The 19,525-nt window shown below is 65.8% G+C and carries 16 protein-coding genes; 11 read left to right on the top strand and 5 right to left on the bottom strand.

Annotation, left to right across the window (positions count from 1 at the left end):
• Positions 1–213: 213 nt before the first annotated feature.
• Positions 214–492 (top strand): hypothetical protein, encoded by a 279-nt coding sequence (locus GWQ44_RS09875; RefSeq protein ID WP_179601177.1) that lies wholly within the window; start codon positions 214–216, stop codon positions 490–492.
• Positions 489–1,814 carry an MFS transporter gene (locus GWQ44_RS09870; RefSeq protein ID WP_275927178.1) on the top strand — a complete coding sequence of 442 codons (1,326 nt, stop codon included), beginning with the start codon at positions 489–491 and terminating at the stop codon, positions 1,812–1,814. Before GWQ44_RS09875 ends, GWQ44_RS09870 begins: the two co-directional genes overlap by 4 nt.
• Before the next feature lie 34 nt (positions 1,815–1,848).
• Here the strand turns inward: GWQ44_RS09870 and GWQ44_RS09865 are convergent, their stop codons facing one another.
• Positions 1,849–2,745 (bottom strand): LysR family transcriptional regulator, encoded by an 897-nt coding sequence (locus GWQ44_RS09865; protein ID WP_016964793.1) that lies wholly within the window; start codon positions 2,743–2,745, stop codon positions 1,849–1,851.
• Between the two features lie 115 nt (positions 2,746–2,860).
• Between GWQ44_RS09865 and mdlC the strand changes: the two genes are divergently transcribed.
• The 6 genes from mdlC to GWQ44_RS09835 all read left to right on the top strand — a co-directional run bounded on the left by mdlC (position 2,861) and on the right by GWQ44_RS09835 (position 10,819).
• Positions 2,861–4,447, top strand: coding sequence for a benzoylformate decarboxylase (mdlC, locus tag GWQ44_RS09860; protein ID WP_275927177.1), 1,587 nt, complete (start codon positions 2,861–2,863; stop codon positions 4,445–4,447).
• Between the two features lie 82 nt (positions 4,448–4,529).
• Positions 4,530–5,921 carry an MFS transporter gene (locus GWQ44_RS09855; protein ID WP_016966920.1) on the top strand — a complete coding sequence of 464 codons (1,392 nt, stop codon included), beginning with the start codon at positions 4,530–4,532 and terminating at the stop codon, positions 5,919–5,921.
• A gap of 38 nt (positions 5,922–5,959) precedes the next feature.
• On the top strand, positions 5,960–6,883 hold the full coding sequence (locus GWQ44_RS09850) for a 2-dehydropantoate 2-reductase (RefSeq protein WP_275927176.1): 924 nt from the start codon (positions 5,960–5,962) through the stop codon (positions 6,881–6,883).
• Positions 6,884–7,037: 154 nt separating this feature from the next.
• Positions 7,038–8,513 carry an aldehyde dehydrogenase family protein gene (locus GWQ44_RS09845; protein ID WP_275927175.1) on the top strand — a complete coding sequence of 492 codons (1,476 nt, stop codon included), beginning with the start codon at positions 7,038–7,040 and terminating at the stop codon, positions 8,511–8,513.
• Positions 8,514–8,633: 120 nt separating this feature from the next.
• On the top strand, positions 8,634–9,890 hold the full coding sequence (locus tag GWQ44_RS09840) for an OprD family porin (RefSeq protein WP_047304877.1): 1,257 nt from the start codon (positions 8,634–8,636) through the stop codon (positions 9,888–9,890).
• Positions 9,891–10,105: 215 nt separating this feature from the next.
• Positions 10,106–10,819: a GntR family transcriptional regulator gene (locus GWQ44_RS09835; RefSeq protein ID WP_016966916.1), complete on the top strand. Its 714-nt coding sequence runs from the start codon at positions 10,106–10,108 to the stop codon at positions 10,817–10,819.
• A 4-nt stretch (positions 10,820–10,823) separates the two neighbouring features.
• Here the strand turns inward: GWQ44_RS09835 and GWQ44_RS09830 are convergent, their stop codons facing one another.
• The 3 genes from GWQ44_RS09830 to GWQ44_RS09820 all read right to left on the bottom strand — a co-directional run bounded on the left by GWQ44_RS09830 (position 10,824) and on the right by GWQ44_RS09820 (position 14,330).
• On the bottom strand, positions 10,824–11,774 hold the full coding sequence (locus GWQ44_RS09830; protein ID WP_275927174.1) for a PDR/VanB family oxidoreductase: 951 nt from the start codon (positions 11,772–11,774) through the stop codon (positions 10,824–10,826).
• A gap of 59 nt (positions 11,775–11,833) precedes the next feature.
• The gene (locus GWQ44_RS09825; RefSeq protein ID WP_275927173.1) at positions 11,834–12,892 is read right to left on the bottom strand and encodes an aromatic ring-hydroxylating dioxygenase subunit alpha; all 1,059 of its coding nucleotides are present in this window, start codon (positions 12,890–12,892) and stop codon (positions 11,834–11,836) included.
• 289 nt (positions 12,893–13,181) lie between these two features.
• A complete protein-coding gene (locus GWQ44_RS09820) occupies positions 13,182–14,330 on the bottom strand; it encodes a PatB family C-S lyase (protein ID WP_103740798.1) in 1,149 nt (382 codons plus the stop codon).
• 362 nt (positions 14,331–14,692) lie between these two features.
• On the opposite strand from GWQ44_RS09820, the gene GWQ44_RS09815 reads away from it, so the two are divergent.
• The 3 genes from GWQ44_RS09815 (at position 14,693) to GWQ44_RS09805 (ending at position 18,484) form a co-directional block, all read left to right on the top strand.
• Positions 14,693–15,940, top strand: a complete 1,248-nt coding sequence (locus GWQ44_RS09815) for a pyruvate carboxyltransferase (RefSeq protein WP_103740799.1) — start codon at positions 14,693–14,695, stop codon at positions 15,938–15,940.
• Complete coding sequence (locus GWQ44_RS09810) at positions 15,933–16,880, top strand: AEC family transporter (protein ID WP_016966911.1); 948 nt, start codon at positions 15,933–15,935, stop codon at positions 16,878–16,880. Before GWQ44_RS09815 ends, GWQ44_RS09810 begins: the two co-directional genes overlap by 8 nt.
• 563 nt (positions 16,881–17,443) lie before the next feature.
• Positions 17,444–18,484, top strand: a complete 1,041-nt coding sequence (locus tag GWQ44_RS09805) for an ABC transporter substrate-binding protein (protein WP_179601195.1) — start codon at positions 17,444–17,446, stop codon at positions 18,482–18,484.
• 121 nt (positions 18,485–18,605) lie between these two features.
• Here GWQ44_RS09805 and GWQ44_RS09800 read toward each other — a convergent pair whose 3' ends face one another.
• Entirely contained in the window at positions 18,606–19,478 is an 873-nt protein-coding gene (locus GWQ44_RS09800) for a LuxR C-terminal-related transcriptional regulator (RefSeq protein WP_275927172.1), read from the bottom strand.
• Positions 19,479–19,525 lie beyond the last annotated feature (47 nt).

Raw genomic sequence — 19,525 nt, 5'->3', positions numbered from 1 at the left:
TCTGCAGCCTCCGAGGGCTTTCGGCCTGGCGCGCCAGCAGCCTTTGCGCCGGCTGCGCCATCGAACGGGAGCAAGCTCCCTCACCACAGGCTTGTTTGGCGGTGAGTCTGGTAGTGAGCCTGGTAGTGAGTCTCGTCGCCTGCCCGAACGGTGCTGGTCGATAATCGCCCGCTAATCCCGGTGCCTGGTCGGGCACCTAAGCATTTGATCCCTATGGAAATTAACCCCGACCCTGGTTGGCCTGGGACCTTTTGCTCGGCCGTTTCAGCCCGTTCGTCTCTTGTTATTGGATCCATTAAGCGTTTTATTGGCGACCTGGCGATGGCGGGAGCCCTCCTGACCGTCGGCCATAAAAACAACAAAAAGGGTTTCGCCATGAATGTCTTATCGACGGCGTGCAGCCGCCTGGCTGGCGCGCGCTGGCTGTCTGTGTGCACAGGTTCTTTGGGTGTTGCGCTTCGGGTCCTGACCGAATGGCAGGTGCGCCCATGAACCTCGATCTCAAGCAACGGGTCGACCATGGCCCGATGGGCGCCTTCCAGTGTCTGGCGATCGGCATCTGCATCGTGCTCAACATGATCGACGGCTTCGATGTGCTGGTGATGGCCTTCACCGCCGCTTCGGTGTCCGCCGAGTGGCAGCTCAATGGCGCGCAGGTCGGCCTGCTGCTCAGTGCCGGGCTGTTCGGCATGGCCGCCGGTTCGCTGTTTATCGCGCCCTGGGCCGACCGCTTCGGCCGCCGGCCGCTGATTCTGGGGTGCCTGTTGCTGTCCGGTGTCGGCATGTTGCTTTCGGCCACCAGCCACAGCCCCTTGCAACTGGCGCTGTTGCGCGGCCTCACCGGGCTGGGCATCGGCGGCATCCTGGCCAGCAGCAATGTGATCGCCGCCGAATACGCCAGCCGTCGCTGGCGCGGGTTGGCGGTGAGCCTGCAATCCACCGGCTATGCCCTGGGGGCGACCCTGGGCGGCTTGCTGGCGGTGTGGCTGCTGAGCCATTGGGGCTGGCGCTCGGTGTTTGTGTTTGGCGGCATCGTCACCTTGCTGGTGATCCCCCTGGTGCTGCTCTGGCTCCCCGAGTCCCTGGACTTTCTCCTGGCCCGGCGCCCGGCCGACGCTCTGTTGCGGGTCAATCGCCTGGCCCGGCGCCTGGGCCACCCGGAACTGGTGCGGCTGCCCGCTGCGGCGCTGGGCGAGGAGGGCGCCGTCAGCGGCTTTGGCCAGCTGTTCGCCGGGCCGCTGCGGCGCACCACGCTGCTGCTCTGGCTGCTGTTTTTCCTGGTGATGTTCGGCTTCTACTTCGTTATGAGCTGGACCCCAAAACTGCTGGTGGCCGCCGGGCTTTCGGCGCAGCAGGGGATCACCGGCGGGGTGCTGCTGAGTGTCGGCGGGATCTTCGGCGCGGCGCTGATCGGCGGTTTGTCCTCGCGCTGGCCGCTGACCCGGGTGCTGTCGCTGTTCATGCTGGTCACCGCCGGGCTCCTGGTGCTGTTTGTCGGCAGTGCCTCGTCGATTGCCGCGGCCCTGGGCCTGGGGCTGCTGATCGGGCTGTTCGCCAACGGCTGCGTGGCCGGGCTCTATGCCTTGTCGCCGGTGGTCTACGAGGCTTCGGTGCGGGCGACCGGGGTCGGTTGGGGGATCGGCATCGGGCGTATTGGCGCGATTGTCTCGCCCACGGTGGCCGGGGTGCTGCTGGATGCCGGCTGGCAGCCGCTGCACCTGTACGGGGTGTTTGCCGTGGTCTTCGTGCTGGCGGCCGGTTGCCTGGTGTGGCTGCGCCCGGCGTCGCCGCAGGCGCAGGCAGCCCTGGCCTAGGGCCGCGAAACTGGATGGGGCGGCGGGCGCCGCTTCACGACTGGCCGTCGATGATCGCCGCGGCCACGGTCTGGCGGAACCAGGTCAGGGCGGCGGAGCTGTCGCTGTTGGGGTGCCAGTGCAGGGACACGTCGAATTCCCCCACCGGGAACGGCAGCTCCAGTTGCCGCAGGCCGCCTTCAAGGGTGAACAGGCGGGCGATCTGCGCCGGCAGTACCGCCAGCAGGTCGGTGCCGGGCAAGACCTTGGGCAGCACCGAGAAATGCGGCACCTGCAGGCTGATGCGACGTTTGGCGTTCATCTGCTTGAGCACGTCCTCGACGCTGCCGTGGCCGGTGGTGCGGGTCACGGCGATGTGCCGCTCGGCGAGGAACTGCTCCAGGCTCAGCTGGGTGTCGATGCGCGGGTGGCGGTCGCTGAGCAGGCACACGTAGCGCTCGCGGATCAGCACCTGGCTGCGGGTGCCGGTCAGGGGCTTGCGGCAGATCAGCGCGTCGACCTTGGCGCTGCTCAGCCATTCGCCGGCCTGATCCACCTGCAGGGGCAGGACTTCGACTTCGGCTTCCGGCGCTAGCTGGTTCAGGCGCGCCAGGATCAGCGGCAGGAAACCCATTTCGCCGAGGTCGGAGAGGGCGATGCGAAAGCGCCGCTCGGTGGTGGCCGGGTCGAAGCGCCGGGTGCTGTGCACGGTGTTTTCGATGCGCGTCAGGGATTGGCGCAGGGGCGGGTACAGCTCATCGGCCAGTTGGCTGGGCTGGATGCCGTCGCGGCTGCGGCTGAACAGGCCGTCGTCGAACAGCTCGCGCAGCCGCGCCAGGGCGTAGCTGACCGAGGGCTGGGTGACGAACAGGCGCTCGGCGGCCAGGGTCACGCTGCGGGCCTCATAGAGGGTGACGAAGGTGCGGATCAGGTTCAGATCGATGTGGCTCATGCTGCCTCATGGATATAGATGGATCTTATTTTTAATAGAAATAGTATCGATTTGATCAATTTCGGCGCGGCTGCAAGAGTAACTCAAATTCTAAAAAGCAGCGGCCAAGGTCCTTATGAAAACCGTCCATAGCGCGTCCTACGACATCCTCCGGCAACACGGCCTGACCACGGTGTTCGGCAACCCGGGTTCCAACGAGCTGCCCTTTCTCAAGGGCTTTCCCGAAGACTTCCGCTACATCCTCGGCCTGCATGAAGGCGCGGTGGTCGGCATGGCCGACGGCTTCGCCCTGGCCAGCGGCCGGCCGGCCTTCGTCAACCTGCACGCGGCGGCCGGCACCGGCAATGGCATGGGCGCGCTGACCAATGCCTGGTACTCCCACAGCCCGCTGGTGATCACCGCCGGCCAGCAGGTGCGCTCGATGATCGGCGTCGAAGCCATGCTGGCCAATGTCGATGCCGCGCAACTGCCCAAGCCCCTGGTCAAGTGGAGCCATGAACCGGCTTGCGCCGAGGATGTGCCCCGGGCCCTGAGCCAGGCCATCCATATGGCCAGCCAGGCGCCCAAGGGCCCGGTGTACCTGTCGATTCCCTATGACGACTGGGCCCGTCCGGCCCCGGCCGGGGTCGAGCATCTGGCGCGGCGCCAGGTGGCCAGCGCCGGGCTGCCCGGGGCGGCGCAATTGCGCCATCTGGTGCAGCGCCTGGCGGCGGCGCGCAACCCGGTGCTGGTGCTGGGGCCGGATGTGGACGGCAGCCAGAGCAACCACCTGGCGGTGCAACTGGCGGAAAAACTCGGCATGCCGGCCTGGGTCGCGCCGTCCGCTTCGCGTTGCCCGTTTCCCACTCGCCACCCGAGCTTTCGCGGGGTGCTGCCAGCGGCCATCGCCGGTATCAGTCGCTGCCTGGCGGCGCATGACCTGATCCTGGTGGTGGGCGCCCCGGTGTTCCGTTATCACCAGTTCGCCCCGGGGGACTACCTGCCCGAGGGCACTGAGCTGCTGCACATCACCTGCGACCCGGCCGAGGCGGCGCGGGCGCCGATGGGCGATGCGCTGGTGGGGGACATCGCCGAGACCTTGCAGGCGTTGGTCTGGGCGCTGCCGGAGTGCGACCGGCCGCAGCCGGCGGCCTTGCCGGCACCGGCGCCGGTCGAGGAAAGCGGCGGCCTGCTGCGCCCGGAAACCGTGTTCGATGTGATCAACGAGCTGGCGCCCAGGGACGCGATCTACGTCAAGGAATCCACCTCCACCGTTGGCGCCTTCTGGCAGCGGGTGGAGATGCGCGAGCCCGGCAGTTACTTCTTCCCGGCGGCCGGTGGCCTGGGCTTCGGCCTGCCAGCGGCGGTGGGGGTGCAACTGGCCCGGCCCGAGCGGCGGGTGATCGGGATCATCGGCGACGGCTCGGCCAACTACGGCATCACCGCGCTGTGGACCGCCGCCCAGTACCAGATCCCGGTGGTGTTGATCATTCTCAAGAACGGCACCTACGGCGCCCTGCGCTGGTTCGCCGAGGTGCTGCAGGTCAGCGATGCGCCGGGGCTGGACGTGCCCGGCCTGGATTTCTGCGCCATCGGCCGCGGCTATGGCGTGCACGCGGTGCAGGCCAATACCCGCGAGGAGTTTGCCGAGGCCTTGAGCGCGGCCCTGGCGGGCCAGCGCCCGGTGCTGATCGAGGTGCCGACCCTGACCATCGAACCCTGAGCATTGCCTTGTCGCCGGGCCCTGTGCCCGGCCATGCCAACCGCGGCTTGCGGACTCACCAGAAGAATAAAAAGAGGTGGATATGAACACGACTACGGTCACTGCAGCGATCGACAAGGCGCCCCAGCCGGCGCCTTCCGCTGCCTCCCATGCCGACATCGGCACCTTGCTCGACCACGGCCCCTTCACCGGCATGCAGAAGCTGGTGGTGTTTCTGGCGGCGCTGTCCATCGTCATGGACGGCTTCGACGGCCAACTGATCGGTTTTGCCATTCCGCTGATGATCAAGGAGTGGGGCATCACCCGCGAGGCGTTCGCCCCGGCGGTGGCGGCCGGGCTGATTGGCATGGGCATCGGCAGTGCCTGTGCCGGGCTGTTCGCCGATCGTTTCGGCCGGCGCATGGCGGTCATCGCCAGCGTGTTCGTGTTCGGCGCGGCCACCTGCGCCATTGGCCTGGCGCCCAATGCGCTGGCGGTGGCGGTGCTGCGCTTTATCGCCGGGCTGGGCATTGGTGGCGCGCTGCCCAGCGCGACCACGGTGACGGCCGAATTCACCCCGGCGCGGCGGCGCACCCTGGCGGTGACCGCGACCATTGTCTGCGTGCCCCTGGGCGGGATGCTGGCGGGGCTGTTCGCGTCCCAGGTGTTGCCGCTGTATGGCTGGCGCACCTTGTTCTTCATTGGCGGCAGCCTGCCCATCGTGCTGGGCTTCGTGTTGCTGGCGACGTTGCCGGAGTCGCCGCGTTTCCTGGCGCGTCGACCGCAGCGCTGGGTCGAGTTGAACGCCTTGCTGGGGCGCATGGGACGGCCCATGGCCCCGGGGGTGAGCTACAGCGATGCCCTGGAGCAGAAGAGCGAGAAGCAGGGCGGTTTCCGCGCCTTGTTCGCCCAGGGTTATGGGCGCGACACCCTGGCCCTCTGGGTGGCCTTTTTCATGTGCCTGACCGCGGTCTACAGTGCTTTCAGCTGGCTGCCGACCATGCTCCTGGCCGAAGGCCTGGAACTGTCGGTGGCCGGCTCCGGGTTGACCGCCTACAACCTCGGCGGGGTCATCGGCGCGCTGGTCTGTGCACTGGCCATCACCCGCTGGGGCTCGTTCTGGCCGCTGCTGATCTGCTGTGCCGGGGGCGCGGCCAGCGCCTTCCTGCTGCAGGTGGTGGATATCCACCAGAACACCGGCCTGCTGATTTTCGGCTTCGGCGTGCACGGCCTGTTCGTCAACGCGGTGCAGTCCACCATGTACGCGCTGTGCGCCTTCATCTACCCGACCGGCGTGCGCGCCACCGGCACCGCTTCGGCCCTGGCCTTCGGGCGCCTGGGGGCGATCCTCAGTGCCTTCGCCGGGGCCCTGGTGATCACCCAGGGCGGGGCTCATGGCTACCTGACGCTGCTGGGCTCGGTGATGCTCATGGCCTTGCTCGCGCTGCTGATCGTGCGCCGGCACATTCCCCGGCGCCTGCCGGGCCAGCGATGAACGCGGTCCTTGAAACGCTCACTCAATCAGGAGGTTCGATGCACATCACCATTCTCGGCGCGGGCGCCATGGGTTCGCTATTTGGCGGCCTGCTGGCGGAAAGCGGGCAGCAGGTGACGCTGCTGGACATCAACGAGGCGCACCTTGCGGCGATCCAGCGCGATGGCCTGCTGCTGGCGACCGACCGCGGCGAGCGGCGCATCACCGGCCTCGATGCTTGCCGCCCGGAACAGGCCAGCGGGCACCCGGACCTGTTGCTGGTGTTTACCAAGACCCTGCACACCGACAGCGCCTTGCGCAGCGTGGCCGGGCATATCGCCGGGCACACCCGGGTGCTGACCCTGCAGAACGGCCTGGGCAACGCCGAGGCCTTGTCGCGGCATGTGGCCCCGCGGCAGGTGCTGATCGGCATGACCAACTGGCCGGCTGATCTGGTCGGGCCGGGGCAGGTGCATTCCCACGGCCAGGGTCTGGTCCGGGTGCTGGCCCTCGACGAGGGTGAGCGCCAGGCCAGCGCTGAGGTGGCGGCGGTGCTGGACGCGGCCGGGCTCAACTGCGCGGTGGACCCCGAGGTCTGGACCTCGATCTGGGAGAAGGTCGCCTTCAACGCGGCGCTGAACAGCCTGTGCGCGGCCACCGGGTGCACCGTGGGCCAGCTGGACGCGGCGCCGGAAGGCGTGGCGCTGGCCCGGGCCATCGTCATGGAAGTGGTGGCTGTGGCCCACTCCCGGGGGATAGTGCTGGATGCCCAGCGCTGCCTGGACAGCGTGGCCTTTGCCATGGCCAACCACCGCACCCACAAGCCGTCGATGCTGCAGGACGTGCTGGCCGGGCGGCCCACGGAAATCGGCTCCATCAATGGCCAGGTGCTGGAACGGGCGCGGCAGGCCGGGGTGGCGGTGCCCCACACCGAAACCCTGCTCGGCCTGCTGCGCCTGATCGAACAACGCGCCGCCGTGTAGGAGCCGGCTTGCCGGCGAACAGGGCCTTGGGTCTTGTGTGTGTCTTGCGGGCGTCTTCGCTGGCGAGCCAGCTCCTACACAAGCCCGCCCCCATACAGGCCGGCTTTTGGGTGACACATCGGTTTTTGCATGCTGTTTCATGAGGAGATTGTTCATGAGTGATTCCAACGCGGTGTATCGCGATCTGCATCTGCAACCCATCGCCGGGCAGTGGCGCGCCGGTGCCGCCGGCAAGACCCTGGCGGTGACCAATCCGTTTGACGGCGCGCTGTTGCTGGAGGTGGCCCAGGCCAACCGCAGCGACCTGGATGCGGCCTACGCCAAGGCCGCCCAGGTGCAGCCGCAATGGGCGGCCCTGGGGCCGTCGCAGCGCGCGGCGGTGCTGCACCGGGCGGTGGCGATCTTCGACCGGCGCCAGAAGGAAATAGTCGATTGGATCATCCGCGAATCCGGCAGCACGCGGATCAAGGCCCTGGCCGAGTGGGGCGCGGCGCGGGCCATTACCCTGGAGTCGGCGTCGTTTCCGGCGCGGGTCCATGGGCGGATTGTCGAGTCCGATGTGCCGGGCAAGGAAAGCCGGGTCTACCGCAGCGCCCTGGGGGTGGTGGGGGTGATCAGCCCGTGGAACTTCCCGCTGCACCTGACCCAGCGTTCCATCGCCCCGGCCCTGGCCCTGGGCAACGCGGTGGTGGTCAAGCCGGCCAGCGATACCCCGGTGTGCGGCGGCCTGCTGCTGGCCAGGATCTTCGAGGAAGCGGGGCTGCCCGCCGGGGTGTTCAGCGTGGTGGTGGGGGCCGGCAGCGAGATTGGCGATGCCTTTGTCGAGCACCCGGTGCCGGCGCTGATCACCTTCACCGGCTCGACCCCGGTGGGGCGCGGTATCGGCCGCATCGCCAGTGGCGGTGAGCATCTCAAGCATGTGGCCCTGGAGCTGGGAGGCAACAGCCCGTTCGTGGTGCTTGACGATGCCGACCTTGAGCAAGCGGTGAACGCTGCGGTGTTCGGCAAGTTCCTGCACCAGGGGCAGATCTGCATGGCGATCAACCGGATCATTGTCGATGAGCGGCTGTACGACGCGTTCGCCCAGCGCTTCGTGGCCCGGGTCAGGCAGCTCAAGGTCGGCGATCCGCAAGCGCTGGACACGGTGATTGGCCCGGTGATCAACGCCCGCCAGTTGCAGGGCCTGCAGGAAAAGATCGCCCTGGCCCGCGCGCAGGGCGCCGAGCCACTGTACGAGGGCGGGGTGAACGGCAATCTGCTGGCGCCCCATGTGTACGGCGAGGTGCGCGCCGACATGGACCTGGCGCGCCATGAAATCTTCGGGCCGCTGGTGGGGCTGCTGCGCGCCCGGGACGAAGCCCATGCCCTGGAGCTGGCCAACGACAGCGAGTTCGGTCTGGCCAGCGCGGTGTTCACCGGCAACCTGGAGCGCGGGGTGAACTTTGCCCGCCAGGTGCGCGCCGGCATGACCCATATCAACGATGTGCCGGTGAACGATGAGGCCAACGCGCCTTTCGGGGGCGAGAAGAACTCCGGGCTGGGACGCTTCAACGGCGACTGGGCGATCGACGAGTTCACCCGCGACCACTGGATCAGCCTGCAACACCGGCCGCGTCAGTATCCCTTCTGATCCGGCCCTCTGAATAACCCCCGGCCGCCCTGGCCGGGTTTTTGCGCATCCGTGAATGGACGGGTCGTTGCCGGCCTGTCGGGGCACGGCTGCGCCTATGCAAAGCGGAGAACAATAATAATGAACACCCGTCATCCGATGCTGCGCCGTTCCCTGGTCGGGGCTTGCCTGTCTGCGGGCCTGTGCGGCCCTTCCTGGGCTGGCGACGACAGCGGTTTCTTCGAGGGGAGCAAGACCGACCTGCTGCTGCGCAACTACTACTTCAATCGGGATTTTCGCGACCATGACGCGGCCAAGGGCCAGGTGGAGGAGTGGGCCCAGGGGTTCATCCTCAAGTTCAGTTCTGGTTACACCCCGGGCACCGTGGGGGTTGGCCTGGATGCCATTGGTCTGTTCGGCCTCAAGCTCGACAGCAGCCGCCAGGTCAGCGGTTCGGAGCTGCTGCCGGTGCACGACGATGGCCGCGCCGCGGACAATTTCGGCCGCGCCGGGGCGGCCTTGAAGGCGCGGATATCCGCCACCGAGTTCAAGCTCGGCGAGCTGCTGCCGGACGTGCCGCTGCTGCGCTATGACGATGGCCGCCTGCTGCCGCAGACCTTTCGCGGGGCCATGCTGGTGTCCCGCGAGATCGACGGCCTGGGCCTGCAGGCCGGGCAGTACCGCGCGGTGAGCCTGCGCAATTCTTCGGACATGCAGGACCTGTCGGCCTGGGCCGCGCCGGGGGTGAAGTCCGACGGTTTCAACTACGTGGGTGCCGACTACCGCTTCAACCAGCAGCGCACCCTGTTCGGGCTCTGGCATTCGCAACTGCAGGACATCTACCGCCAGAGCTACTTCAACCTGCAGCACAAACAGCCGGTGGGCGACTGGGTGCTGGGGGGCAACCTGGGTTACTTCATCGACCGCGACGACGGCAGCGCGCGCATCGGCCGCATCGACAGCCACACCGCCTATGGCCTGTTCTCCGCGGCGCGGGCCGGGCACACGCTGTACCTGGGGGTGCAGAAGGTCAGTGGCGACAGCCCCTGGATGTCGGTCTACGGCAGCAGCGGCCGGACCCTGGGCAACGACATGTTCAACGGCAACTTCAGCAACGCCGGCGAGCGTTCCTGGCAGTTGCGCTACGACTATGACTTCGCCGCTTCCGGGGTTCCCGGGCTGCTGGCCATGGTGCGTTACGGGCGTGGCGACAACGCCAGCACCAAGGCTGGCAAGGATGGCCATGAGTGGGAGCGCGATACCGAGATCGGCTACACCCTGCAGAGCGGCAGCCTGAAGAACCTCAGCCTGCGGTTGAACAACGCCACCACCCGGCGCAGCTTCAACCGCGACTTCGACCAGACCCGGCTGATCGTCAGCTACCCGCTGTCGCTGTGAAAAACCTGTAGCCGCTGCCGCAGGCTGCGAACGGCTGCGCAGCAGACGCGGCGATTCCAAGGGCGCTGGAGGTTCGGCGGGAGATCGCCAAGCAAGGTCCTGCGGACCTTTGCGCAGCTTCGCAGGCTCAGCAGCGGCTACAGGGTGTGTCGGGATGCGTGTTGTGGTGGGCTCTGCGTTATGATGGCCGCCCGTTTTTTCAGGAAGCTGCCCGCATGAGTAAACCCGGTCAAACGGTGCTGGTCGCGCTGCGCAAGATGATCGCCTCGGGCGAGCTGGCGGCAGGCGAGCGCTTGATGGAAGTGCCGACCGCCGAGCGCTTCGGGGTGTCGCGCATGCCGGTGCGCATGGCCTTTCGCACCCTGGAGCAGGAGGGCCTCTTGGTGCGTTTCGGTGGCCGCGGGTTTCAGGTGCGCTCGGTCAGCGCCGAGGACATCGCCGGGGCGGTGGAGGTGCGCGGGGTGCTGGAGGGCCTGGCGGCGCGCCAGACCGCCGAGCGCGGGCTGTCGGCCGAGGGGCGGGCGATCCTTGAACGCTGCCTGGTCGAGGGCGATGCGCTGTTCGACAAGGGCTACGTCAACGAAGAAGACCTGGAGGTCTATCACGACCTCAACATGCGTTTTCACCAGGTGATCGTGGCGGGCAGCGGTAACCCGGCGATCGCCGATGCCCTGGCGCGCAATGACCACCTGCCGTTCGCCTCGGTCACCGCGCTGGCGGTGGATCGCCAGGACATGGCCCGGGAATACCGGCGCTTCAACTACGCCCATATGCAGCATCACTCGGTGTTCGATGCCCTGGTCAACGGCCAGGGCGCGCGGGCCGAAGCACTGATGCGCGAGCATGCCAACGCCACCTTGCGTTACGCCGAGATCTTCGGCTCGGCGCTGGCCGATGAGCGCATGAAGCTGATCCTGCCTTCGCCGTGAGGCGCTAGAGGTCGAGCACCAGCAACGGGGTTTTGGCCCGGGAGCAGCAGGGCGTGAACTGATCGTTGCGCGCCTGTTCGTCCTCGGTAAGGAACAGGTCACGGTGCTCCGGCACCCCCTCCAGCACCCGGGTCAGACAGGTGCCGCAGATCCCTTGCTCGCAGGAAATCGCCACTTCGATGCCCTGGTCCTGCAGCACCTGGACCACGCTGCGATCGGCCGGCACCTGGAACACCTGCCCGCTGCTGGCCAGCCTGACCGCAAAACCGCCATCGGCGCTGTGGTCCACCGGCGCGGCGCTGAAGTACTCGCGGTGCAGGCAGTGTTCCTTCCAGCCCAGGGCACGGGCGCTGTCCAGCACGTGCTGCATGAAGCCGCCGGGGCCGCAGACATACAGGTGCAGATCATCCTGTGGCTCGGCCAAGGCGTGAGCGATGTCCAGGGCGGTTTCCGGCTGTTGGTCGAAATGCAGGCTGACCCGCTCGGCGAAAGGCGATTGCCGCAGGCGCTGGACAAAGGCCGCGCGCTCGGCCGAGCGGGCGCAGTAATGCAGCTGGAAATCTGCGCCGTTGTGGGCCAGTTGCTCGGCCATGCTGAGGATCGGGGTAATGCCGATGCCGCCGGCGAACAGCAGGCTGCGCCGCGCGCCGGGGGCCAGGGCGAACAGGTTGCGCGGCGCGCTGATGCGCAGGCGCGCGCCCACCTGCAGCTGTTGGTGCAGGCTGCTTGAGCCGCCTCGCGAGGCGGGATCCTTGAGCACCCCGATCAGGTAGCGGTGGCGTTCTTGGGGGTGATTGCACAAGGAGTATTGGCGCACCAGACCGTTGGCCAGGTGCACGTCGATGTGGGCGCCGGCGCTGAAGGCGGGCAGGGGGCTTGCGTCGGCCGCGGCCAGTTCGAAGCTGCAGATGTCCAGGGCTTCGTCGTGGCGCGCGACCACCAGTACGTCGATCATTGTCGGTCCTCGCCAGCGACCGCATTCGGGCCACCAGCCTGTCGGGTTCGGGGGAGGGCTTAACGGCTTGCCGCGATCAGCGCTTCTCGGGGCTCGCGCTCCTGGGCGATCAGGCGTTCCAGCACCCGTCGCGACTGCACGCCGCCGGCGTCGATGTTCAACTTGAGCAGGCTGCGCTGGGGCTGGGCGAGCAGGTTCTGCTGCTGGCGTTCGAGCATCTCCAGGTCTTCGCTGAAAATCTTGCCCTGGCCTTCGCGGATGCTCTCGGTGAGGGCCTGGTCCTGGGGATTGAAGTTGCGCGCCATGCCCCAGAAGTACCAGATCGAGGTGTCGCTTTCGGGGGTGATGAAATCCACCACGATGCTCGACGCCTTGTACTGCGCAGGGGCGTCGTAGCCACCGTGGCCGGCATGGGCCACACCGACTTCGATCAGCACATGGCTGGGCGGGCTGAAGCGGCAGATCTGCCAGCGGTCCACCGGCACGTCGTCGGCCAGCTGGTTGCCGCGCAAGGCCATGCGCCAGAAGGGCGGCGGCATGACGTTGTGCATGTGCCGGGCGGTGACCACCTGATCGCCGTCCACTGTGGTCTGTGGTGGCGCCTCGTCGATCTCCTTCTGGCCGATGCTGGAGGCGTGGACGTAGGTTTCGTGGGTCAGGTCCATCAGGTTGTCGATCATCAGCCGGTAGTCGCACTGGATGTGGAACAACCCGCCGCCATAGGCCCACTGATCGTTGTCGGCCCATTCCAGGTGATGGATCAGCGCCGGGTCGGCCAGGGCCTGATCGCCGGGCCAGACCCAGATGAAACCGTAGCGCTCGACCGCGGCGAAGGTCTTGTTGCAGGGGAAGCCGCGAACCCGTTGGCCGGGCATCTCCACGGTCTTGCCGTCGCAGCCCATCACCAGGCCGTGGTAACCGCACACCAGGTTGCCGTTCTCGACATAACCCAGCGACAGCGGGGCGCCACGATGGGGGCAGAAATCCTCGACGGCGGCGACCCGGCCTTCATGGGCGCGGTAGAACACCATCCGTTCGCCGCAGATCTGCCGGCCCAGGGGCTTGCCCTGCAATTCATCGGGGGTGCAGGCAACGTACCAGGCATTCTTGGGGTACATGAGGTCTCTCCAGGCGTTTGTTGTTTTTATTTAATGGATCCATTAAATGGTTCGCGCGCTGAGAGTGTCAAACGAATAAGCGGATTTAGTGTTCGATAATCGGATTTTGTCGGTGGCTGTAGGTTTTTGGATCCATTGATGGGTTTTTATGGATCCATTGGGCATGTGGCTGGGCATGCTCCGCGCCAGGGTTCGGGCCGGGCGGCATGGTGCAGGTAGGGCGCAGCGCCAGGGGTGGGAGTCTGGCGGCTGCACTAGGGGGAGGAGGCGGCTGTGGGAAGTGGGGCGCTCAGCGCCGTTGCAGGCTGTCCTGCAGGCGCTGGATGCCTTCTTCGAGCATGGCCCGCGGGCAGCCGAAGTTCAGGCGCACGAATTGCCCGCAGTCGTCGCCGAACTCCAGCCCGGCGCTGAGGCCGACCTTGGCCTCCTTGAGGAAAAAGGCGTAGGGGTCGGCCAGGCCCAGGGCGCTGCAGTCGAGCCAGGCCAGGTAAGTGCCCTGGGGCGCGTGCATGCGGATGCCCGGCAGGCGGGTCTGCACCGCGTGCAGCAGGTAGTCGCGGTTGGCTTGCAGGTAGCCGAGCAGCGCCTGCAGCCAGGGGCCGCCGTGGGTCAGGGCGGCGTGGGTCGCCTCCAGGCCCAAGGGGCTGACGCTGTCCACCATGCCGGCGCGGGCGTTGTTGAAGGCCAGGCGGGTGGCCGGGTCCTGGACGATGGCGAAGCAGGTCTTCATCCCGGCGATGTTGTAGGCCTTGCTGGCCGACATCAGGGTGATGGTGCGGCGGGCAATCTCCGGGCTCAGGGTGGCGGTGGGAATGTGCCGGCGACCGTCGAAGCACAGTTCGGCATGGATCTCGTCGGAGATGATCAGCGCGCCCTGGTCCAGGCAGGCAGTGGCCACCGCCTGCAGTTCATCCCGGGGGAAGACCTTGCCCAGCGGGTTGTGCGGGTTGCTCAGGAGCATGGCGCCGGCGCCTTGCAAGGCCTGGCGCAGTGCATCCATGGGCGTGTCGTAGGTGCCCTGGGCGGTGAGCTGGAACGGCACTTCGATCTTGTCCAGGCCCCAGTTGCCCGGGGCCAGGCGCAGCGGGCGATAGTTGGGGGTCTGCACCACCACCGGTTGCCCGGGTTTGACGAAGGCGTGCAGGGCCATGTTGAAGCCGGGCTCGACCCCGGGCAGGAAGATCAGTTCGTCGGGTTGCACGCGCCAGGCGTATTTGTCCCAGAGGTCGGCGACCACCGCTTCGCGCAACTCGTCGCGGGCCACGCTGTAGCCCAGCAGCGGGTGCTCCAGGCGCTGGCGCAGGGCCTGGAGGATGCCGTCGGCCACGGCGAAATCCATGTCGGCCACCCACATCGGCAGGACATCCTCGGGGTAGCGGCTCCATTTGGTGCTGCCGGTGCCATGACGGGGGTGCAGGGTATCGAAATCGAAGCTCATGAACGGCTCTCGTCGCCTGGGAAAGGTAGCGCAGATTCTAGCGCTTTCGCAGCTGTCCCGCGGGGAATGCGGGGGTGGGGCGCTGGTCGGCGTATCGCTGGCTCAAAGGCCGCGCGACAGTTCGGATAGGTCGCGCTGCGGGTTCAATAAGTGCGCGCGCCTGTTTATTTAAATAGGGATATTGGTAGTGCAAATGTTTCGGCTTTGAGCGGTTTTTGTCGAATCTTATGCGTACTGTTTTTTAAGGTATTTCTTAGATTGTGTTTTTACCTGCTGTTATATGGTGTGGCGGTTGTCATGGACACTGGCGTGCCAAGCAAAACAGTGTGGCAGCGAAAAAATCAATAAAAAGGAGCAGGGCGATGAAGCTCGAAAATGGAATTCGCTACCGTGATTTTTCTGTCCCCTATCTGGTGGATGAAACACTTCGGGAGGGTATTGAACGCACCGCCTTTCCCATCACGGTGGACGCCAAGTTATCCATCCTCAAGGCCATGGTCGAGGCGGGACTGCGGGATTTCGTGGTGGGTTGCGGGCCGGAGGAACCCCTGGTCTGGGACCGGTTGCATCGGGCACGGCAAGCCGGCGAATTGCCGGCCGACACCCAGGCCACGTTCATCATCCTGCTGAACTGCTGGGAAACCGCCTTTGATTACTTCAAGGCCCGGGCTCATCGACGGGAATGGATTGCCGACACCGTCTTCAGCTTCGGCATGATCACCTACCGGCAGGACGATCGAGAGTTCGAGCGCGCAATCCGGGCGTTTCGCGACATCGGCGCCGTCAAGTTCAAGGCCAGCGTGCTCAACAACTTCCGCAATGGGGTGTGCGAGCAGCGTTATGCCGGGATCTGCCGGCAGATCGACTGGGCCGTCAACCTGGGGGTGGAGATCATCCGCATCAACGACTCCGTGGGTTCGCTGCAACCCCATGTGACCCGCTGGCTGTGCTCGAAGCTGGTGGCGGACTACCCGCACCTGGTGTTCTGCCTGCACGCCCATAACGACAACGGACTGGCCCTGGCCAATACCATGCAGGCGATTCAATGCGGTTTTCAGATGGTCGAAGGGGCCCTGGCCGGATTTGGCAACCGCTCCGGAATTGCACCGCTGGAGCAAGTTGTGAAGTTGTGTCGGGACAACAATATAAAGTTGGGCGCGCAAGCGTTGGATCTGGACAAGTTGATCGATGCCTCGCGTTATTGTGAGGAAAAGTTGCTGCAGTTGCCCGGCGTCTATCGTCCGGTTAGTGGCAAGTTTGAAACATTGTCCAATTATGGCGTGTTGAATATTCCGGACTTTCTGGACACTCAGGATGAAAAGGCTTACTTCGTCAATTATGTGGGCTTGCATCCGCAGACCATCCGTCAAGCCCTGGCCGATTATTCATCGCTCAGCACTCCGGTTGCCGAGATTGCCGATGAGGAGCTGTGGCCGATCGTCGAGAACCTGAAAGAGGAAATGCGCGCCTCGATGGCGGACATCGAGGTCCGTTATCAGCACGCGATGGCCGGGGTGATGGAGTTCTACCGTTCCTCTACCTACAGCCCGATGCAACTGGCCCGCTATGCCGAGCGCCAGCTTCTGCAGGAGCAATCGGCCCATGGATAAGGTGTTCACCGTGGTGATGCCGCTGTTTGCGATGATTTTCGCCGGCTACTGGATCGTGCGGCTGGAGGTGATCGGCAAGGAAACGGTCAAGGGCCTGGTGGGGGTGGTGTTCTGGTTGTTCCTGCCGTGCTTCATCTTCATCAAGACCCTCGGCACCCGGGACCACGGCGAGCTGGATTGGGCCTTGCTCAGCGCCTATTACCTGGCCTGCCTGGTGACCTTCATGATCGCCGCCGTGGGCGGGCGGCTGATCTGGGGCGGCAACGCGCGGGTGGCCGGTCTGCGCGGGCTGTCGTCCATCTCCGGGGTGGTGGGCTACATGGGGTTGCCCTTGATGGTCATGGCGTTTGGCGACGAAGCGGCGCTGCCGACGCTGATGATCACCATGGCCGACAACCTGGTGATCCTGGCGGGGGGCGCGCTGATCATGGAACTCACCGAGCCGCGCGAGGCGCAGGACAGGCCGGATCTGGCCCGTGTGCTGCTGACCACTGGCAAGTCGATCGTCAGCAACCCGCTGATTCTGGCGGTGGCCTTGGCGGCGCTGTGCATCGCCTTGCAGTGGCGGTTGCCCAGCCCGCTGCAGATCTTCGCCACGCAGATGACCAACGCCACCGGTCCCCTGGCGCTGGTGGCCCTGGGCGCCGCCTTTGCCGTGCACCGCCAGCAGAACCTGATCAAGGGCGACGCTTTGGCCCTGGCGCTGTTGAAGGTGGTGGTGTTGCCGGTGCTGGTGTTCGTGTCCGCCCGCTATGTGTTTGGCCTGGGCGAGTTCCTGGTCAAGATCGCGGTGATCATGGCGGCGCTGCCAGTGGCGGTGAACGTCTTTATCCTGGCCTCGCGCTACAAGACCTACGAGACCGAGGTGTCCAGCAGCATGCTGCTCTCGGCGGTGATGGGCATCGGGGTGATCTCGGGGTTGCTGGTGCTGCTGGATTGAGCCGCGGCGCTCGTCACCCTTGAGTGCTTGAAACACCCCGCCCAGGTGATGCCCTGGCGGGGTGTCTGTTGTTGCTCCGGCGGACTGTCTGGTCCGTCCTGACGCGCCGTTGCGTGCGCGTTGCCTTCCTCTATCTTGGGCAAGGTCTGTCTCTAGGCAGCTTTTCCCTTGCCTGTGCCTCAGAAAAACCTCGTTTCGCAACGCTTCGGGTTAGGCAAACAATGAACCCCTGCATACGCCTGCCCGACTGCCCGGTGCGTTGTGGCGATGCACTGCCGATCGATTTGTTCTTCCTACAAAAACAACAGGGAGCAAGCGATGAACCGCCATTCGAGCAAGACCGCGTCCGGCGACCCCGGACAGGTCGCCAACACATCAAGCGAACGGGGCCGCAGAGCCCGCAACGGTGACGATCCGCCTGTGCAGCCCATGCTGGGCCGGGCCATGCACCGCTGACCAAGACTCGTCGTGCCTGGTGCTGTACCGCCCGTGAATACGGTCGCTTCCAGGCTCTTGCTGTGCAGGTTCGTGCGGGCGAGCCGGCTTTCTTGAGGAAGGGTTTCATGTCCAACACCTTGCGTTGCGGCGTTGCATTGTCGTGGCTTGTGCTGTGTGCCGGGGCTTCGGCCCAGGCGCAGAACCTCACGGTCATTTCCTTTGGCGGGGCCACCAAGCAGGCCCAGGAAAAGGCTTATTTCCAGCCATTCAACCAGAGCGGAGCGGGCCAAGTGGTGGCCGGTGAGTACAACGGCGAACTGTCGAAGATCAAGGCCATGGTCGATGTCGGCAAGACCAGTTGGGACGTGGTCGAAGTGGAAAGCCCGGAGCTGTTGCGCGGCTGTGACGAGGGCCTGTTCGAGCCTTTGGATCTGTCACGTTTCGGCGATCCGGCGCAGTACGTCCCTGGCACCCTGAGCGAGTGCGGCGTGGCGACCTATGTCTGGTCGATGGTCATGGCCTTCGCTCCGCAGAAGCTGGCCAAGGCCCCGGGCTCCTGGGCGGACTTCTGGAACCTCAAGGACTTCCCCGGCAAGCGCGGCCTGCGCAAGAGCGCCAAGTACACCCTGGAGATCGCGCTGCTGGCGGACGGAGTCGCCCCCGAGCAGCTGTACCAGGTGCTCAATACGCCGGAAGGGGTGACCCGGGCCTTCGCCAAGCTGGACCAGATCAAGCCCTATATCCAGTGGTGGGAAGCCGGGGCCCAGCCGCCCCAATGGCTGGTGGCGGGCGATGTGGTGATGAGCGCGGCCTATAACGGACGCATTGCCATGGCCCAGAAGGAGGGCATGCGGTTGAGCATTCTCTGGCCCCAGAGCCTGTACGACCCGGAGTACTGGGCCGTGGTCAAGGGTTCGCCGAACAAGGCCCTGGCCGAGGATTTCATCCTGTTTGCCAGCCAGCCCCAGGCGCAGAAGCTGTTCTCGCAGAACATTCCCTACGGACCGGTACACCGTCAGGCCTTGCCGCTGTTGCCTGAAGCGGTGCAGCAGCAACTGCCGACCTATGAGGCCAACCTGAAAGGCGCGCGGGCGGTGGATGCGGCCTTCTGGGTCGATCATGGCGAGGAGCTGGAACAGCGCTTCAACGCCTGGGCCGCGCGCTGACGGAAAGCCCTGGCCTGTTGGCGCGAGCTTGCCTATGCCGCCTTGAAAAACGCCGTGTTCACCCCGTGGACACGGCGTTTTCGTGGTGGGGCATCGCCCGCGCATTCGCTCCTGCGGCGTTTCAGTCCGCGGCGGGAGGCTGGGTCAGCCAGTCGATAAACAGCGAAAACAGCTCGGCCTGGGAGTTGATGGCCAGTTTGGTGTAGAGATTCTTGCGGTGCATGCGCACGGTTTCCGGAGAGATCTGCAGCACCTTGGCGGTGGATTTCACTGAGTGACCACGCAGGATCAGGTGGGCGATCTCCCGCTCGCGGACCGTCAACAGCGGATTGCCGAAACTCATGAAGGCGGCTTCGATCTGCTGGTTGAGGTTGGCCGGCGCCCGGGTTGGCAGCCGATCCGCCGGGGCTTGTCGCAGCAGTTGCTGCAGGCCGCCGGTGGTGCCGAAACGGCGCAACAGTTCACGCACCAGCGGTTCCACGGCCCTTAGCAGGGCCAGGGGCGCGCTGGCGAAGCGTGCGCCGCTCAGGCCCTGGAACATGCACAGGGAAATCTTGCTCTGGGAGTCGAGGTCGACGATGTAGTAGCTGTCTTCGGCGCCCCCGGTCTTGAGGTAGTAGGTCTTGTAGTACTGGCTGCTGAAGAAGTCGTCCGGGGCGATCTCCGAGAGGTGGTAAAAGCCTTCCGCCAGGCCGTTTTCCACGGCCAGGCAGAAGGGATCCAAGAGGTAGCCCCGGGAAAAGTAGCGGTTGATGATCGCGTCGCGGTACTCGCCGACTATGCCTTGCTCGTGCAGCAACTGCGGTGGCAGGCCCTTGCGCTCCAGGCTGATCATCATGGATTCGATCGGGGTCAGGGCGTTCAGCGCCGCGGCCAGGCGGGGCAGGAACGCATCATCGTCCACGGCCTGGAACGCCTCGGCCAGGCCGGCATGCCAGCTCTGCAGGGCCTGGAGGGAGAGAAGGGCAGTGGGGGTGTTGTCGGGTGCGCTCATGCCCGGCAGTTTAACGGCCGGGCGCAGGCCGGGTAAGAGCCCGCGAC

The organism is Pseudomonas sp. 3MA1, from assembly GCF_029237275.1.
GTDB lineage: Bacteria > Pseudomonadota > Gammaproteobacteria > Pseudomonadales > Pseudomonadaceae > Aquipseudomonas > Aquipseudomonas fluorescens_AP.
This window is presented reverse-complemented; position numbering and strand designations above follow the sequence as displayed.

Coding starts and splice junctions, on each gene's coding strand:
- GWQ44_RS09805 (WP_179601195.1), top strand. CDS start 17,444: ATGTCCAACACCTTGCGTTGCGGCGTTGCATTGTCGTGGCTTGTGCTG.
- GWQ44_RS09825 (WP_275927173.1), bottom strand. CDS start 12,892: ATGTACCCCAAGAATGCCTGGTACGTTGCCTGCACCCCCGATGAATTG.
- GWQ44_RS09835 (WP_016966916.1), top strand. CDS start 10,106: ATGAGTAAACCCGGTCAAACGGTGCTGGTCGCGCTGCGCAAGATGATC.
- GWQ44_RS09850 (WP_275927176.1), top strand. CDS start 5,960: ATGCACATCACCATTCTCGGCGCGGGCGCCATGGGTTCGCTATTTGGC.
- GWQ44_RS09815 (WP_103740799.1), top strand. CDS start 14,693: ATGAAGCTCGAAAATGGAATTCGCTACCGTGATTTTTCTGTCCCCTAT.
- GWQ44_RS09845 (WP_275927175.1), top strand. CDS start 7,038: ATGAGTGATTCCAACGCGGTGTATCGCGATCTGCATCTGCAACCCATC.
- GWQ44_RS09840 (WP_047304877.1), top strand. CDS start 8,634: ATGAACACCCGTCATCCGATGCTGCGCCGTTCCCTGGTCGGGGCTTGC.
- GWQ44_RS09870 (WP_275927178.1), top strand. CDS start 489: ATGAACCTCGATCTCAAGCAACGGGTCGACCATGGCCCGATGGGCGCC.
- GWQ44_RS09820 (WP_103740798.1), bottom strand. CDS start 14,330: ATGAGCTTCGATTTCGATACCCTGCACCCCCGTCATGGCACCGGCAGC.
- mdlC (WP_275927177.1), top strand. CDS start 2,861: ATGAAAACCGTCCATAGCGCGTCCTACGACATCCTCCGGCAACACGGC.
- GWQ44_RS09855 (WP_016966920.1), top strand. CDS start 4,530: ATGAACACGACTACGGTCACTGCAGCGATCGACAAGGCGCCCCAGCCG.
- GWQ44_RS09865 (WP_016964793.1), bottom strand. CDS start 2,745: ATGAGCCACATCGATCTGAACCTGATCCGCACCTTCGTCACCCTCTAT.
- GWQ44_RS09800 (WP_275927172.1), bottom strand. CDS start 19,478: ATGAGCGCACCCGACAACACCCCCACTGCCCTTCTCTCCCTCCAGGCC.
- GWQ44_RS09875 (WP_179601177.1), top strand. CDS start 214: ATGGAAATTAACCCCGACCCTGGTTGGCCTGGGACCTTTTGCTCGGCC.
- GWQ44_RS09830 (WP_275927174.1), bottom strand. CDS start 11,774: ATGATCGACGTACTGGTGGTCGCGCGCCACGACGAAGCCCTGGACATC.
- GWQ44_RS09810 (WP_016966911.1), top strand. CDS start 15,933: ATGGATAAGGTGTTCACCGTGGTGATGCCGCTGTTTGCGATGATTTTC.